The organism is Streptomyces sp. NRRL B-24572 (assembly GCF_002156145.1).
In the GTDB taxonomy this organism is placed as follows: Bacteria; Actinomycetota; Actinomycetes; order Streptomycetales; family Streptomycetaceae; genus Streptomyces; species Streptomyces vietnamensis.
This window is the reverse complement of the sequence record NZ_MWIG01000371.1, coordinates 1-14,853: the sequence shown is the minus strand read 5'-3', so window position 1 is coordinate 14,853 and position 14,853 is coordinate 1. Positions and strand designations below refer to the sequence as shown.

General features: G+C 72.0%; 16 protein-coding genes and 1 pseudogene. 13 read left to right on the top strand and 4 right to left on the bottom strand.

Annotation, left to right across the window (positions count from 1 at the left end; translation table 11 throughout):
* Positions 1-330: pseudogene (locus CCN56_RS22365) on the bottom strand (2-phospho-L-lactate guanylyltransferase); the annotation flags it as partial.
* A gap of 118 nt (positions 331-448) precedes the next feature.
* Here CCN56_RS22365 and CCN56_RS22360 point away from each other — a divergent pair.
* The 3 genes from CCN56_RS22360 (at position 449) to CCN56_RS22350 (ending at position 3,406) form a co-directional block, all read left to right on the top strand.
* The gene (locus CCN56_RS22360; protein WP_086829389.1) at positions 449-1,201 is read left to right on the top strand and encodes a 1-acyl-sn-glycerol-3-phosphate acyltransferase; all 753 of its coding nucleotides are present in this window, start codon (positions 449-451) and stop codon (positions 1,199-1,201) included.
* Positions 1,198-2,199 (top strand): NAD(P)H-dependent glycerol-3-phosphate dehydrogenase, encoded by a 1,002-nt coding sequence (locus tag CCN56_RS22355; RefSeq protein WP_086829387.1) that lies wholly within the window; start codon positions 1,198-1,200, stop codon positions 2,197-2,199. The genes CCN56_RS22360 and CCN56_RS22355 overlap by 4 nt, the downstream gene beginning before the upstream one ends.
* A 67-nt stretch (positions 2,200-2,266) precedes the next feature.
* Entirely contained in the window at positions 2,267-3,406 is a 1,140-nt protein-coding gene (locus CCN56_RS22350) for a D-alanine--D-alanine ligase family protein (protein WP_086829385.1), read from the top strand.
* A gap of 31 nt (positions 3,407-3,437) precedes the next feature.
* On the opposite strand, the gene CCN56_RS22345 is transcribed toward CCN56_RS22350, so the two are convergent.
* Positions 3,438-3,935: a DUF3515 domain-containing protein gene (locus CCN56_RS22345; protein WP_179199944.1), complete on the bottom strand. Its 498-nt coding sequence runs from the start codon at positions 3,933-3,935 to the stop codon at positions 3,438-3,440.
* Positions 3,936-3,955: 20 nt separating this feature from the next.
* On the bottom strand, positions 3,956-4,189 hold the full coding sequence (locus CCN56_RS22340; RefSeq protein WP_041131431.1) for an Lrp/AsnC family transcriptional regulator: 234 nt from the start codon (positions 4,187-4,189) through the stop codon (positions 3,956-3,958).
* A 233-nt stretch (positions 4,190-4,422) separates the two neighbouring features.
* On the opposite strand from CCN56_RS22340, the gene CCN56_RS22335 reads away from it, so the two are divergent.
* Complete coding sequence (locus tag CCN56_RS22335; RefSeq protein WP_086829383.1) at positions 4,423-5,385, top strand: thiamine-phosphate kinase; 963 nt, start codon at positions 4,423-4,425, stop codon at positions 5,383-5,385.
* A complete protein-coding gene (gene thiD / locus CCN56_RS22330; RefSeq protein WP_086829381.1) occupies positions 5,382-6,176 on the top strand; it encodes a bifunctional hydroxymethylpyrimidine kinase/phosphomethylpyrimidine kinase in 795 nt (264 codons plus the stop codon). The genes CCN56_RS22335 and thiD overlap by 4 nt, the downstream gene beginning before the upstream one ends.
* 92 nt (positions 6,177-6,268) lie before the next feature.
* On the opposite strand, the gene rpmB is transcribed toward thiD, so the two are convergent.
* Positions 6,269-6,454 carry a 50S ribosomal protein L28 gene (rpmB, locus tag CCN56_RS22325; RefSeq protein WP_003957616.1) on the bottom strand — a complete coding sequence of 62 codons (186 nt, stop codon included), beginning with the start codon at positions 6,452-6,454 and terminating at the stop codon, positions 6,269-6,271.
* Between the two features lie 237 nt (positions 6,455-6,691).
* Between rpmB and CCN56_RS22320 the strand changes: the two genes are divergently transcribed.
* The 8 genes from CCN56_RS22320 (at position 6,692) to rnc (ending at position 14,744) form a co-directional block, all read left to right on the top strand.
* Positions 6,692-8,389: a DAK2 domain-containing protein gene (locus CCN56_RS22320; RefSeq protein ID WP_086829379.1), complete on the top strand. Its 1,698-nt coding sequence runs from the start codon at positions 6,692-6,694 to the stop codon at positions 8,387-8,389.
* Positions 8,390-8,448: 59 nt separating this feature from the next.
* Entirely contained in the window at positions 8,449-10,641 is a 2,193-nt protein-coding gene (gene recG, locus CCN56_RS22315; protein ID WP_086829377.1) for an ATP-dependent DNA helicase RecG, read from the top strand.
* A gap of 70 nt (positions 10,642-10,711) precedes the next feature.
* Positions 10,712-11,293, top strand: a complete 582-nt coding sequence (gene rsmD, locus CCN56_RS22310) for a 16S rRNA (guanine(966)-N(2))-methyltransferase RsmD (RefSeq protein WP_086829375.1) — start codon at positions 10,712-10,714, stop codon at positions 11,291-11,293.
* Positions 11,294-11,319: 26 nt separating this feature from the next.
* Entirely contained in the window at positions 11,320-11,799 is a 480-nt protein-coding gene (gene coaD / locus CCN56_RS22305; protein ID WP_179199946.1) for a pantetheine-phosphate adenylyltransferase, read from the top strand.
* Between the two features lie 134 nt (positions 11,800-11,933).
* Entirely contained in the window at positions 11,934-12,962 is a 1,029-nt protein-coding gene (locus CCN56_RS22300; protein WP_086829373.1) for an ATP synthase F0 subunit B, read from the top strand.
* Positions 12,963-13,100: 138 nt separating this feature from the next.
* Positions 13,101-13,754, top strand: coding sequence for a DUF177 domain-containing protein (locus CCN56_RS22295; RefSeq protein WP_179199945.1), 654 nt, complete (start codon positions 13,101-13,103; stop codon positions 13,752-13,754).
* Positions 13,755-13,756: 2 nt separating this feature from the next.
* Entirely contained in the window at positions 13,757-13,930 is a 174-nt protein-coding gene (gene rpmF, locus CCN56_RS22290) for a 50S ribosomal protein L32 (protein WP_015036448.1), read from the top strand.
* Between the two features lie 19 nt (positions 13,931-13,949).
* Positions 13,950-14,744, top strand: coding sequence for a ribonuclease III (rnc, locus tag CCN56_RS22285; RefSeq protein WP_086829369.1), 795 nt, complete (start codon positions 13,950-13,952; stop codon positions 14,742-14,744).
* Positions 14,745-14,853 lie beyond the last annotated feature (109 nt).

Here is a 14,853-nt window from a genome sequence, read left to right as displayed (position 1 = left end):
CCCCGCCCGTACGACACGGGCCCCGTGCGCGAGCGCCGCGTTGAGCCCCGCCGCCGGGGAGTCCGGCACGATCCGCGCACCCAGGGCCGCGAGCGCCGCGCCGGCCACGGGATCGTCCGTGACGACCGCCACATCGCGCACGCGCGCACAGTCGAGCACCGCACCCACGGTGTCCTCGGCGAACGCGAGGGCGAGCCGGGGGCGCAACCGCGCCCCCGTCGCCGCGGCGAGCCTGCTCTTCGCCAGGGCGAGGGGCTTCAGGGGGACGACCAGGGACCAGCCGTCGTCGGCGCCGGGGCGCATCGGGGGCAGCGTCTTCATCGGGGCCATTCTGTCCCGCCCACGCGGTCCACCGGAGGGCCCGGGGCGTACGGTGTCACTCGACAGACCAGGAGCATGGGGCGACACTTGACCCCCTGCCAGCCAGTCCCCGGAGAAAGGTGTCCGAGTGCCCCGCCGCAGAATCGGCTTCTGGTACCGCCTCGCGGCGGTCATCGCCAAACCCCCCCTGGTGGTTCTGTTCAAGCGGGACTGGCGCGGCATGGAGCACATTCCGGCCGACGGCGGTTTCATCACCGCGGTCAACCACAACTCCTACCTGGACCCGCTGTCCTACGCGCACTACCAGTACAACACCGGCCGCGTCCCGCGCTTCCTCGCCAAGGCCGGCCTCTTCAAGGGCGGCTTCGTCGCCACCATGCTCAAGAACACCGGGCAGATCCCCGTCTACCGCGAGACGACCAACGCGCTCGACGCCTTCCGCGCCGCCGTCGACGCCATCGAGCGCGGCGAGTGCGTCGCCTTCTACCCCGAGGGCACCCTCACCCGCGACCCCGAGATGTGGCCCATGGCCGGCAAGACCGGCGCCGCCCGCGTCGCCCTGATGACCAAGGCCCCCGTCATCCCGGTGGCCCAGTGGGGCGCCAACCTCGCGATGCCGCCGTACGCCAAGGAGAACAAGCTCCGGCTGTTCCCCCGCAAGACGCTGATCGTGCAGGCCGGACCGCCCGTCGACCTCTCCCGCTTCGACGGCCTGGAGCCCACGCCCGAGGTGCTCCGCGAGGCCACCGAGGTCATCATGGCCGCCATCACCGCCCTCCTGGAGGAGGTCCGCGGCGAGAAGGCGCCCGCCGAGCCGTACGACCACCGCAAGGCCCGCCTGGAGCAGCGGCGCAGGGCCGCCGAGGAGGGCACCAAGTGACCAGGGCAGCCGTCTTCGGCAACGGATCCTGGGGCACCGCCTTCGCGATGGTGCTCGCCGACGCGGGCTGCGAGGTGAGCCTCTGGGGCCGCCGCGCCGAGCTCGCCAAGGAGATCAACGCCACCCGGACCAACCCCGACTACCTGCCGGGCGTCGAACTCCCGCAGGGCATCACGGCCACCGCGGACCCCGCAGAGGCCGCCGCGGACGCCGACTTCACCGTCCTCGTCGTCCCCTCCCAGACCCTGCGCGGCAACCTCGCCGCCTGGAAGCCGGTGCTCGCCCCGGACACCGTGCTCGTCTCCCTCATGAAGGGCGTCGAACTCGGCACCGCCAAGCGGATGAGCGAGGTCATCACCGAGGTCGCCGACGTGCCCGCCGACCGCGTGGCCGTCCTCACCGGCCCCAACCTGGCCAAGGAGATCGCCGCCCGGCAGCCCGCCGCCGCGGTCGTCGCCTGCTCCGACGAGACGGTCGCCCAGCGCCTCCAGACCGCCTGCATGACCCCGTACTTCCGCCCGTACACCAACACCGACGTGGTGGGCTGCGAGCTCGGCGGCGCCGTGAAGAACGTCATCGGCCTCGCCGTCGGCATCGCCAACGGCATGGGCCTCGGCGACAACTCCAAGGCCACGCTCATCACCCGCGGCCTCGCCGAGACCACCCGCCTCGGCCTCGCCATGGGCGCCGACCCGCTCACCTTCTCCGGCCTCGCGGGCCTCGGCGACCTGGTCGCCACCTGCTCCTCGCCGCTCTCCCGGAACAACACCTTCGGCACCAACCTCGGCCGCGGGATGACCCTCCAGGAGACCATCGCGGCCACCAAGCAGACCGCGGAGGGCGTCAAGTCCTGCGAGTCCGTGCTCGACCTGGCCCGCCGCCACGGCGTCGACATGCCCATCACCGAGACCGTCGTCTCGATCGTCCACGACGGCAAGCCGCCGGTCGTCGCGCTCAAGGAACTGATGTCGCGCTCGGCCAAGCCCGAGCGCCGCTGAGCCGAACGCGCCAGGCACGAGCGGGGCGCTCAGGAGTTCGGACGCCGCAAGGTACGCTCATCGCGATATGAGCGAGAACACCCAGAGCCCCCGCAAGCCGCGCGTGGCCGTCGTCTTCGGCGGTCGCAGCTCCGAGCACGCCATCTCCGTCGTCACGGCGGGCGCCGTCCTGAGCGCCATCGACCGGGACAAGTACGACGTGCTGCCCATCGGCATCACGACGGACGGGCGCTGGGCGCTCACCGCCGACGCCCCCGAGCGGATGGCCATCACCGACCGGAAGCTGCCCAACGTCGCCGAACTGGCCGAGTCCGAGCAGGGCGGCGTCGTCCTCCCCGTCGACCCGTCCAGCCGCGAGGTCGTCCTCACCGAGCCGGGGCAGGTCCCCACGGCCCTCGGCGAGGTCGACGTGGTCTTCCCGATGCTCCACGGCCCCTACGGCGAGGACGGCACCCTCCAGGGCCTCCTGGAGCTCTCCGGCGTCCCCTACGTCGGCGCGGGCGTCCTCGCCTCCGCCGTCGGCCAGGACAAGGAGTACATGAAGCGGGTCTTCACCTCCTTCGGCCTGCCGGTCGGCCCGTACGAGGTCATCCGGCCGCGCGAGTGGGAGCAGAACCCGGCCGCCGCCCGCAAGAAGATCGTCGAGTTCGCCGCCGACCACGGCTGGCCGCTCTTCGTGAAGCCGGCCCGTGGTGGCTCCTCCATGGGCATCACCAAGGTCGACGACCTCTCCGGCCTGGACGAGGCCATCGAGGAGGCCCGCCGCCACGACCCCAAGATCCTCGTCGAGTCGCTGCTGCGCGGCCGCGAGATCGAGTGCGGCGTCCTGGAGTTCGAGGACGGCCCGCGCGCCAGCGTCCCGGCCGAGATCCCGCCGGTCACGAACCACGACTTCTACGACTTCGAGGCCAAGTACATCGACTCGGCCTCCGGGATCGTGCCCGCCCCCATCGGGGACGAGGCCACCGCCGAGATCCAGCGCCTCGCCGTCGCCGCCTACGAGGCCGTGTCCTGCGAGGGCCTGGTCCGCGCGGACTTCTTCCTCACCGAGGACGGCGACTTCGTCATCAACGAGATCAACACCATGCCGGGCTTCACGCCCATCTCCATGTACCCGCGCATGTGGCAGGAGAGCGGCGTGAGCTACCCCGAGCTCGTCGACCGGCTCATCCAGGCCGCGCTGACCCGCTCCACGGGCCTGCGCTAGACGAACCGGGGCCGGGGGCGCCGGGGTGCGGTCACCCGCACTCCGGCTCCAGGGCGCACGGGACGGTCCGCTCCACGGGGCCCGCGAGATCCGTGAGCGGGCCGGCGTCGTGCGCGTACCGCGCGTCCAGGGACACCTCGACGTACGTCTTCCGGTAGACCGAGGTGAAACGGGGCCCGTCGCCCTCGCGCTGCTCCAGCATCCAGCGCACGCCGTTCGCGGAGACGCCCTGGGACTTCGGGTCGCTCATCTTTTCGGGCCGGGGGACCCCGCAGCGCAGTACGATCGCACCGTCACCCCACCCGGCGGTCAACTCGGAGCCGGGCTCCGGGTCACTCCGCTCCAGACCCGCCACGGTGTCGGGAAGCTCCTTCGCCAGGGCCTGGCAGAGGGCGGCCTCCTCCGCAGGCGGGCTCGGGACCACGACGGACGCCGTGGCGTCCGGCGAGGAGCAGCCGACGGCGGCCGACAGCAGGACGACGGCCGCGACGGCGGCGGGCAGGCCGAAGGGCCGGTGGGAAGACGTCACCGGCCAAGCGTAGACGGGGGCTACAGATGAACGACCGGGCAGGTGAGGGTGCGTGTGATGCCGTCCACTTGCTGGACCTTGGCGACCACCATGCGGCCCAGCTCGTCGACGGTCTCCGCCTGCGCGCGCACGATCACGTCGTACGGACCGGTCACGTCTTCGGCCTGGATGACCCCCGGGATCTTGGAGATGGTGTCGGCGACGGTCGACGCCTTGCCCACCTCGGTCTGGATGAGGATGTACGCCTGAACCACGGAACCTCCAGGGCGACCACGAGGATCTTGTGGGAGAAAGGGACGCCACGGTACCGCGTCGCCGCGGGCCACGGGGAGACCCGCGCGTCCGGAGGCGCTCGGGGTGTGGCGTACGCAGGACAGAAGTTGACGGTCTACTTGACGGTACCCAGCACGGTGACGGCCCGCGACCCGCGGCGCGCCCAGACGCGCCCCCGCCCGCTCGCCGGCACGAAGACACGAGGTGAGACGCGGTGAAGGGCACAGTCGGAGAGCTGGGCGAGTTCGGGCTCATCAGAGAGCTCACGTCCCGGCTCACCTCCACCCCGGCGGTACGGATCGGGCCCGGCGACGACGCCGCGGTCGTCTCCGCCCCCGACCGGCGCGTGGTGGCCAGCACGGACATCCTCCTCGAAGGACGCCACTTCCGCCGCGACTGGTCGACGGCGTACGACGTGGGCCGCAAGGCCGCCGCGCAGAACCTGGCCGACATCGCCGCCATGGGCGCGGTCCCCACCGCGCTCCTCCTCGGCCTCGTCGTCCCTGCCGAACTCCCTGTGACATGGCCCACGGAATTGATGGACGGCCTGCGCGATGAATGTCAGGTCGCGGGCGCCGCGGTGGTCGGCGGCGACGTCGTCCGCGGCGACACGATCATGGTCTCCATCACCGCCCTCGGCGACCTCCGCAACCACGACCCGGTCACCCGGGGCGGCGCCAAGCCCGGCGACGTCGTCGCCTACACCGGCTGGCTCGGCTGGTCCGCCGCCGGATACGCGGTCCTCTCCCGCGGCTTCCGCTCCCCCCGCGCCTTCGTCGAGGCCCACCGCAGGCCCGAGCCGCCGTACCACGCGGGCCCGGCCGCCGCCGGACTCGGCGCCACCGCCATGTGTGACGTCAGCGACGGCCTCATCGCCGACCTCGGACACATCGCCGAGGCCAGCAAGGTCCGCATCGACCTGCGCTCCGGCCTCATCGACATCCCCACCCAGATGAACGACATCGGCCAGGCCGTCGGCGTCGACCCCATGCAGTGGGTGCTCACCGGGGGAGAGGACCACGCCATCGTGGCCACCTTCCCGCCGGACGTGAAGCTCCCCGCCCGCTGGAAGGTCATCGGCGAGGTCCTCAACCCCTCGGCGCTGCCGCAGGTCACCGTGGACGGCGCGCCCTGGCACAGCATGGGCGGCTGGGACCACTTCGGAGAGACGGAGTGAATCCGCCTCTCGTGCTGACCGTCGCCGGATCCGACTCCGGCGGCGGCGCCGGCATCCAGGCCGACCTGAAGACGATGCTCGCGCTCGGCGTCCACGGCATGAGCGTGCTCACCGCCGTCACCGCCCAGAACTCGCGGGGCGTCCAGGGCGTCTGGGAGCTGCCCGTGGAGGCCGTACGCGCCCAGTACCGGGCCGTCGTCGACGACATCGGCGTCCAGGCCGTGAAGACCGGCATGCTGGCGTCCGCCGCGCTCGTGGAGACGGTGGCGGAGCTGCTCGCCCCGGTGGAGGCCCCGGTGGTCGTCGACCCGGTCGGCGTCTCCAAGCACGGCGACCCGCTGCTCGCGGAGGCCGCGCTCGACTCCGTACGGACGAAGCTGCTGCCGGTCGCGACCGTCGCCACCCCGAACCTGGACGAGGTGACGCAGCTGACCGGCGTGCGCGTCGGGGACGAGGGCGACATGCGGGCGGCCGCCGGGGCGGTCCTGTCGTACGGGCCGCGCTGGGTCCTGATCAAGGGCGGGCACCTGCCCAGCGGTCAGGAGGCCGTGGACCTGCTCACGGACGGCACCGAGGAGCACTGGCTGCGCGCCCCCCGCCACGACAACCGGCACACCCACGGCACGGGCTGCACGCTCGCCTCGGCGATCGCCTCCGGGCTCGCCAAGGGCCTGGAGGTGCCGGAGGCCGTACGGCAGGCCAAGGAGTACGTGACGGGGGCCATCGCCGCCGGATTCGCCCTGGGCTCGGGCATCGGCCCGGTCGACCACGGCTGGCGCTTCCGGGCCTGAAGCGCGTCAGGGCATGGCAAAAGGCCGGTTCACCGAGGTGAACCGGCCTTTCAAGGCAACCGCAGGGGCTGCGCTACGACAGAACGTCGCGATTAGCGCGAGACCTTGCCGGCCTTGATGCACGAGGTGCAGACGTTGAGCCGCTTCGGCGTCCGACCGACCACGGCACGCACGCGCTGGATGTTCGGGTTCCAGCGACGGGACGTACGGCGGTGCGAGTGCGAAATGTTGTTGCCGAAGCCCGGCCCCTTGCCGCAGACGTCGCAGTTGGCAGCCACGGGTCACTCCAAAGACTTCAGAATTACGGTGAAATCCGGCGCACCGGAATCAGGAGTCTGAAGTGGCTTGCCGGGGAACGGCCCGGTTTGAACCGGGCAACCGAAGCAGCATACAACGCCTGTCTCGGTGGAACGAAACTACCATGGTCTCCGCGGACCTCGCCCCGGGCCCTGGTCACGGGCGCCCGACCCCCGGTCTACCCTGCGGTGAGCTCACCGCCGAAGGAGGACCCCCCGTTGTCGCGAGCCCTTCAGCCCGACGAGGAGCTCGTCGAGCTCGACGCCGCAGCGGTCCGGACCTGGTGCGCACGGGCCCTCGACGCCCTCGGACGGGAGCGCGAGGAGATCGACGCGATCAACGTCTACCCGGTCGCGGACGGGGACACCGGCACCAACCTGTACCTGACGGTCGAGGCCGCCCACCAGGCCGTCGAAGACGTCTTCGCCGCCTCCGCGCCCGACACCGCCGAGACCGTACGGGCCATGGCCCACGGCGCCCTGCTCGGCGCCCGGGGCAACTCCGGCACCATCCTCGCCCAGCTCCTGCGCGGCATGGCCGCCGTCCTCGCCGGAGGACGTGACGGTGACCACCTCGCCCGCGCCCTCGCCGAGGCCGCCGCCGCCGCGCGGCAGGCCGTCGCCCACCCCGTGGAGGGCACCGTCCTCACCGTGGCCTCCGCCGCCGCGGGCGGCTGCGCGGGCGGCGGCACCCTCGTGGACGTGGCCGTACGGGCCCACGACGGGGCCAGGACCGCCCTGGAGGCGACCCCCGGCCAACTGGACGTGCTGGGCCGGGCCGGGGTCGTGGACGCCGGCGGACGCGGCCTGGTCACCGTCCTCGGAGCGCTGGTGGAGACGGTGACGGGCCGGGCGCCGACGGCGGGCGCCGGGGCACAGGGCCGCGCCGGGACCACAGGCGCCGAGGCGGGGGACCGCTTCGCGACCTCGCCGGGCGGGGTACGGGTCCTCGGAGACCCCCGGGCCGTGCCCGCCCCCTCCGACGGGTCCTGCGACGGCGAGGCCGGGCCCGCCTACGAGGTGATCTACCTCCTGGAGGCCGAGGACGTGGCCGTGGACCTGCTGCGGGCCCGGCTCGACGCCCTCGGCGACTCCCTCGTCGTCGTCGGCGGCGACGGGCTGTGGAACGTCCACGTCCACGTCGACGACGCGGGCGCCGCCATCGAGGCCGGCGTCGAGGCCGGCCGCCCCCACCGCATCCGCATCACCCACTTCGCGGCCGACGCGGCGGCCTCCACCGCGCGCGGGGAACGCGCCCAGCGCGCGGTCGTCGCCGTCGTCCCCGGCGAGGGCCTCGCCGGACTCTGCGCCGAGGCCGGCGCGACCACCGTCCGCAGCAGGCCCGGCGAACCGCCCGCCGACGACGAACTCCTCGACGCGATCCGGCGGGCGCACGCGCGCGAGGTCGTCCTCCTGCCCAACGACACCGACCTGCGCCAGAGCGCGGCGGCCGCCGCCGAACGCGCCAGGACCGAGGGCATCCGCGTCGCCCTCATCCCGACCCGGGCCGCCGTCCAGGGCATCGCCGCCCTCGCCGTCCACGAACCCGACCGGCGCTTCGACGAGGACGTCGTCGCCATGACGGCCGCCGCCGGAGCCACCCGCTACGCCGAACTCGCCGTCGCCGAACGCCAGTCCTTCACCTCGGCCGGCGTCTGCCAGGCCGGCGACGTCCTCGGCCTCATCGAGGGCGACGTCGCCGTCATCGGCAAGGACCTGACCGAGACCGCCCGCACCGTCCTTGACCGCATGCTCTCGGCGGGCGGCGAACTCGTCACCCTCGTCGTCGCCGACGACACCCCGCCCGACCTCGCCCCCGATCTCGAACGCCACGTCCGGCGCGGCTACCTGGCCGTCGACACCACCACGTACCACGCGGGCGCGGGGGCCCCGCCGCTGCTCATCGGGGTGGAATAGGCGCCGTTCCCGGCGGTTGTCCACAGCCTTCGGCGCGACTGTCGGTCCCGTGGTCTTCAATGGAAGGCGTGCCCGCGCTCGACGAACCACTCAAGAAGTCCCTCGGCCCCGCCACCGCCAAGGTCATGGCCGAGGCACTCGACCTGCACACGGTCGGGGACCTGCTCCACCACTACCCCCGCCGGTACGCCGAGCGCGGGGAGCTGACCACCCTCGCCGACCTGCCGCTCGACGAGCACGTCACGGTGGTGGCCCAGGTCGCCGACGCCCGGGTGCTCACCTTCAACGGCTCCAAGGGACGCGGCCAGCGCCTCGAAGTGACCATCACCGACGGCAGCGGCCGCCTCCAGCTGGTCTTCTTCGGCAAGGGCGTGCACAAGCCGCACCACGACCTGCTGCCGGGCACCCGTGCGATGTTCGCCGGCAAGGTCTCGCTCTTCAACCGGCGCCTCCAGCTCGCCCACCCCTCGTACGAACTCCTCCGCGGCGACAGCGACGAGGCCGTCGACACCTGGGCGGGCGCCCTCATCCCGATCTACCCGGCCACCACCAAGCTGGAGTCCTGGAAGATCGCCAAGGCGGTCGGCGTCGTCCTGGCCGGCGCCGGTGACGCCGTCGACCCGCTGCCGCCGACCCTGCGCGAGGGCCGCGGTCTCATCGACCTCCCCGACGCCTTGCACCGCATCCACCGCCCCCGTACCAAGGCGGACATCGCCGACGCCCGCGAGCGGCTCAAGTGGGACGAGGCCTTCGTCCTCCAGGTCGCCCTCGCCCGCCGCCGGCACGCCGACACCCAACTGCCCGCCGTCGCCCGGAGACCGGCCCCCGACGGCATCCTCGACGCCTTCGACGCCAAGCTGCCCTTCACCCTCACCGACGGCCAGCAGAAGGTCTCGAAGGAGATCTTCGACGACCTCGCCACCGAACACCCCATGCACCGCCTCCTCCAGGGAGAGGTCGGAAGCGGGAAGACGATGGTGGCCCTCCGCGCCATGCTCGCCGTCGTCGACTCCGGCGGGCAGGCCGCGATGCTCGCCCCCACCGAGGTCCTCGCCCAGCAGCACCACCGCTCCGTCACCGAGATGATGGGCGAGCTCGCCGAGGGAGGGATGCTCGGCGGCGCCGAGCGCGCCACCAAGGTCGTCCTGCTCACCGGCTCCATGGGCGCCGCCGCCCGCCGCCAGGCCCTGCTCGACCTCGTCACCGGCGAGGCGGGCATCGTCATCGGCACGCACGCGCTGATCGAGGACAAGGTCCAGTTCCACGACCTCGGCCTGGTCGTCGTCGACGAGCAGCACCGCTTCGGCGTCGAGCAGCGCGACGCCCTGCGCGGCAAGGGCAAGCAGCCTCCGCACCTCCTCGTCATGACCGCCACGCCCATCCCGCGCACGGTCGCCATGACCGTCTTCGGCGACCTGGAGACCTCCGTCCTCGACCAGCTGCCCGCCGGCCGCTCGCCGATCGCCAGCCACGTCGTCCCCGCCGCCGACAAGCCGCACTTCCTCGCGCGCGCGTGGGAGCGGGTCCGCGAGGAGGTCGGGAACGGGCACCAGGCGTACGTCGTCTGCCCCCGCATCGGCGACGAGGAGGACCAGAAGAAGAAGTCCAAGGCCTCCCCGGAGGACGAGGCCGAGAAGCGCCCGCCGCTCGCCGTCCTCGACGTCGCCGAGAAGCTCGGCGCCGGCCCCCTCGCGGGCCTGCGCATCGCCGTCCTGCACGGCCGCATGCACCCCGACGACAAGGACGACGTCATGCGCCGCTTCGCCGCCGGCGAGCTCGACGTCCTCGTCGCCACCACCGTCATCGAGGTCGGCGTCAACGTGCCCAACGCCACCGTCATGGTGATCATGGACGCCGACCGCTTCGGCGTCTCCCAGCTCCACCAGCTCCGCGGCCGCGTCGGCCGCGGCTCCGCCCCCGGCCTCTGCCTCCTCGTCAGCGAGATGCCCGAGGCCAGCCCCGCCCGGCAGCGGCTGAACGCCGTCGCCACCACCCTCGACGGCTTCGAGCTCTCCCGCATCGACCTCGAACAGCGCCGCGAGGGCGACGTCCTCGGCCAGGCCCAGTCCGGCGTCCGCTCCTCCCTGCGGGTGCTCACCGTCATCGACGACGAGGAGGTCATCGCCGCCGCCCGCGAGGAGGCCACCGCCCTCGTCCTCGCCGACCCCGACCTCGACGCCCACCTGGGCCTGCGCATCGCGCTCGACGCCCTCCTCAGCGAGGAGCGGGAGGAGTACCTGGAGAAGGGCTGACGCCAGGTGCCGACGGCCGCCATAAGCTGTTCATTGCGTACGCAATAGGTTATGGAAGACGAGGACACCGATGACCCGCGTGATCGCCGGTACCGCCGGCGGACGGCGCCTGGCCGTGCCCCCCGGCAACGGCACCCGCCCCACCTCCGACCGGGCACGGGAAGGCCTCTTCTCCACCTGGGAGTCGTTCCACGGCCTGGAAGGGGCCCGGGTCGCCGACCTGTACGCGGGCTCCGGCGCCGTCGGCCTCGAGGCGCTCTCCCGGGGCGCCGTCCACGCCCTCCTCGTCGAGGCCGATCCCCGCGCCGCGAAGACGATCCGGGACAACGTCCGCTCGATCGGCCTGCCCGGCGCCGAACTCCGCACCGGCAAGGCCGAGCAGATCGTGACGGGACCGGCGCCGGCCGATCCGTACGACCTCGTCTTCCTCGACCCGCCGTACGCGGTCACGGACGCCGATCTTCGCGAGATTCTCCTCACACTGTGCTCGGGGGGCTGGCTGAGCGAGGATGCCCTCGTCACGGTGGAGCGCAGCACCCGAGGCGGGGAATTCGGCTGGCCCGAGGGCTTCGAACCCCTGCGGTCCCGTCGCTACGGCGAGGGAACGTTTTGGTACGGTCGCGCCGCCTCTACGTGCGAAGACGCACGATGACCGGACCGGAGAGCGAGGGACCCAAGTTGCGCCGCGCCGTCTGTCCGGGGTCATTCGACCCCATCACCAACGGACATCTCGACATCATCGCCCGCGCCTCCAAGCTGTACGACGTCGTACACGTCGCGGTGATGATCAACCAGTCGAAGAAGGGCCTCTTCACGGTGGACGAGCGGATCGAGCTGATCCGCGAGGTCACCGCCGACTTCGGCAACGTCGAGGTGGAGTCCTTCCACGGACTGCTCGTCGACTTCTGCAAGCAGCGCGACATCCCCGCGATCGTCAAGGGCCTGCGCGCGGTCAGCGACTTCGACTACGAGCTGCAGATGGCCCAGATGAACATCGGCCTCTCGGGCGTGGAGACCCTGTTCGTCCCCACCAACCCGACGTACAGCTTCCTCTCCTCCTCGCTGGTCAAGGAGGTCGCGGCCTGGGGCGGCGACGTCTCGCACCTGGTCCCGCCGACGGTCCTTCCCCGGCTGACCGAGCGGCTCGCGCGGAAGTAGGCACGGAAGCACGTACGGAAGTGACACGCGGCCACCGCCGCTGACGCTCCGTCACCTGGTGTCGGACGGGCGCCGACTGCCCTTACAGTCGTCCCGTCCGTCTCCATCCAGCTGTAGAGAGTGGCGAGCACCAGGTGGACGTGCAGAAGAAGCTCGACGAGATCGTCGCGACCGTGCAGGGCGCCCGCTCCATGCCCATGTCGGCATCCTGCGTGGTCAACCGCGCCGAGCTGCTCTCCCTCCTCGAAGAGGTACGGGAGGCCCTGCCCGGCTCCCTCGCCCAGGCCCGGGAACTGATCGGCGGCCGCGAGCAGATGGTCGAGCAGGCCCGCCAGGAGGCCGAGCGGATCATCGAGGCCGCCCACGCCGAGCGCGGCTCGATCGTCTCCGACACCCAGGTCGCCCGCCAGTCGCAGGAGGAGGCCGACCGGATCCTCTCCGAGGCCCGCCGCGAGGCCGAGGAGGTCAAGGCCGAGGCCGACGACTACGTCGACTCCAAGCTCGCCAACTTCGAGGTCGTCCTCACCAAGACCATCGGCTCCGTCGACCGCGGGCGCGAGAAGCTCCTCGGCCGCGGTCCGGGCCTCGACCAGGACGGCTACGCCGACGCGGACGCCCCCGAGTACAGCGCCGACCCGCAGACCCTGATCCAGCGCGCCGACGAGTACGTGGACGCCAAGCTGGGCGCCTTCGAGGCCGTCCTCAGCAAGACCCTGGAGGCCGTCGGCCGGGGCCGGCAGAAGCTGCACGGCCGGATCGCCACCGACGCCCTCGGCGAGCACATGGCCGCACAGGACGGCCTCGGCGGCACGGTGCACACCAGCGACGCGGACTACCTGGCCGGGCTCGCGGAACTGGCCACCCCCGAACCCGTACAGGCCCCGCAGGTCCCGGCGCAGCAGCCCGACCCGTACGGCTACCCGCAGCAGCCCCAGCAGGACCCGGCCTACGCGTACCAGCAGCAGACGGACGCGTACGGCTACCAGCAGCAGGACCCCTACGCGTACCAGGGTCAGTACGGCTACGAACAGCAGCAGCAGTACGACCCCCAGGCCCAGGTCCACGCCCAGCCGCAGCAGGCCGCCGCGCTCGACGAGACCAGCTTCTTCGACACGAGCATGATCGACCTGGAGCAGCTGCGCCGGTACGAACAGGGGCAGTAAGGGGCACGGGGCCCGGATTGGGCCCTGAGCGAAGCGTCCAGTATCCTGGCTCTTCGGTCGCGCTATGTCCGCGATCCTTGCTGCCCCCGTCTGGCAGCCTCCTCTACGCCGCAGAACGATCCGAAAGCAGGAAGAGCCCTGAGCACGCGCCTCGACCACCGCAACCCCCTCGTGTTCGACACGCACGAGCTGGGGCGGCGTCCTGGTGCCCTGCAGCGGCTCTCGCGTTCGGTCGAGGCCCCCGCGGAGCTCGGCGTCGAAGGAGTCATCGGAGTGCCCGAGGGCTCTCCGGTGGACATCGATCTCCGTCTTGAGTCGGTCATGGAAGGGGTGCTTGTCACAGGCACCGCCCGTGCATCGGCCGAGGGGGAGTGCGTAAGGTGTCTGGAGCCCGTCGAGCTCGATCTCGACGTGGACTTCCAGGAGATGTTCTCGTACCCCGACTCCGACGACCGGGGCCGCTCCAAGGCGGCCGCGGACGACGAAGCCGAGGACGACGAGGACATGATCCCCCTCGAGGACGGCATGTTCGACCTCGAACCCTTGCTGCGTGATGCGGTGGTGCTCGCACTGCCGATGCAGCCGGTGTGCCGGGAGGACTGTGCGGGTCTGTGTTCCGAGTGCGGAACCAACCTGAACGAGAACCCGGACCACCACCATGACGCCGTCGACATCCGTTGGGCGGCACTGCAGGGACTCGCCGGTTCGCTGGGAACCGATGAGAAGGACAACATGAGCGGCAAAGCCTCTGACGGGGACGTCCGAAGCGCCGCCGAGAAGCAGGAGAAGTAGCCGTGGCTGTTCCGAAGCGGAAGATGTCGCGCAGCAACACGCGCCACCGCCGGTCGCAGTGGAAGGCTGCGGTCCCCACCCTGGTTTCGTGTGAGCGTTGCCAGGAGCCGAAGCTGCAGCACATCGCGTGCCCGAGCTGCGGCACCTACAACAAGCGCCAGGTCCTCTCGGTCTGAGTGGCTGGTGAGAGGCACGATGTCTGAGAACATCAGCGCAGCCTCGTCCCACACGCTTCTGGAAGGGCGGCTCGGGTATCAGCTCGAGTCCGCCCTTCTGGTGCGTGCGCTGACCCACCGCTCGTACGCGTACGAGAACGGCGGTCTGCCCACCAACGAGCGCCTCGAGTTCCTCGGGGATTCCGTGCTCGGCCTGGTGGTCACGGACACGCTGTACCGCACCCACCCCGACCTGCCGGAAGGCCAGCTGGCCAAACTCCGGGCCGCGGTGGTCAACTCGCGTGCACTGGCGGAGGTCGGTCGCGGCCTCGAACTCGGCTCCTTCATCCGGCTCGGCCGGGGCGAAGAGGGCACGGGCGGCCGGGACAAGGCGTCCATCCTCGCCGACACCCTCGAAGCGGTGATCGGCGCGGTCTATCTCGACCAGGGCCTCGAAGCGGCGTCCGAGCTGGTGCACCGGCTCTTCGACCCGCTGATCGAGAAGTCCTCGAACCTCGGTGCCGGCCTGGACTGGAAGACCAGCCTCCAGGAGCTCACCGCGGCCGAGGGCCTTGGCGTCCCGGAGTACCTCGTCTCCGAAGAGGGCCCGGACCACGAGAAGACCTTCACCGCTGCCGCCCGCGTCGGTGGTGTCTCGTACGGCACCGGCACCGGCCGCAGCAAGAAGGAAGCGGAACAGCAGGCGGCGGAGTCCGCGTGGCGCGCGATCCGCGCGGCCGCGGACGAGCGCGCGGCGGCGGCGAAGGCCGCGGCCGACGCCGGCACGGGAGAGGTCGCCGAGCCCTCTCCGACCGCCGGCCGGGCGTCGGCCTGACGGCCGGCGGGCCGGTCCGGAAGGACGGGGCCACACCGGCCACCGTCCGACGGCGTCCCCGCACCCCTTCGACGGAGTCTTCCCGCCCGCCCCAGCCAGGGGCGGGCGG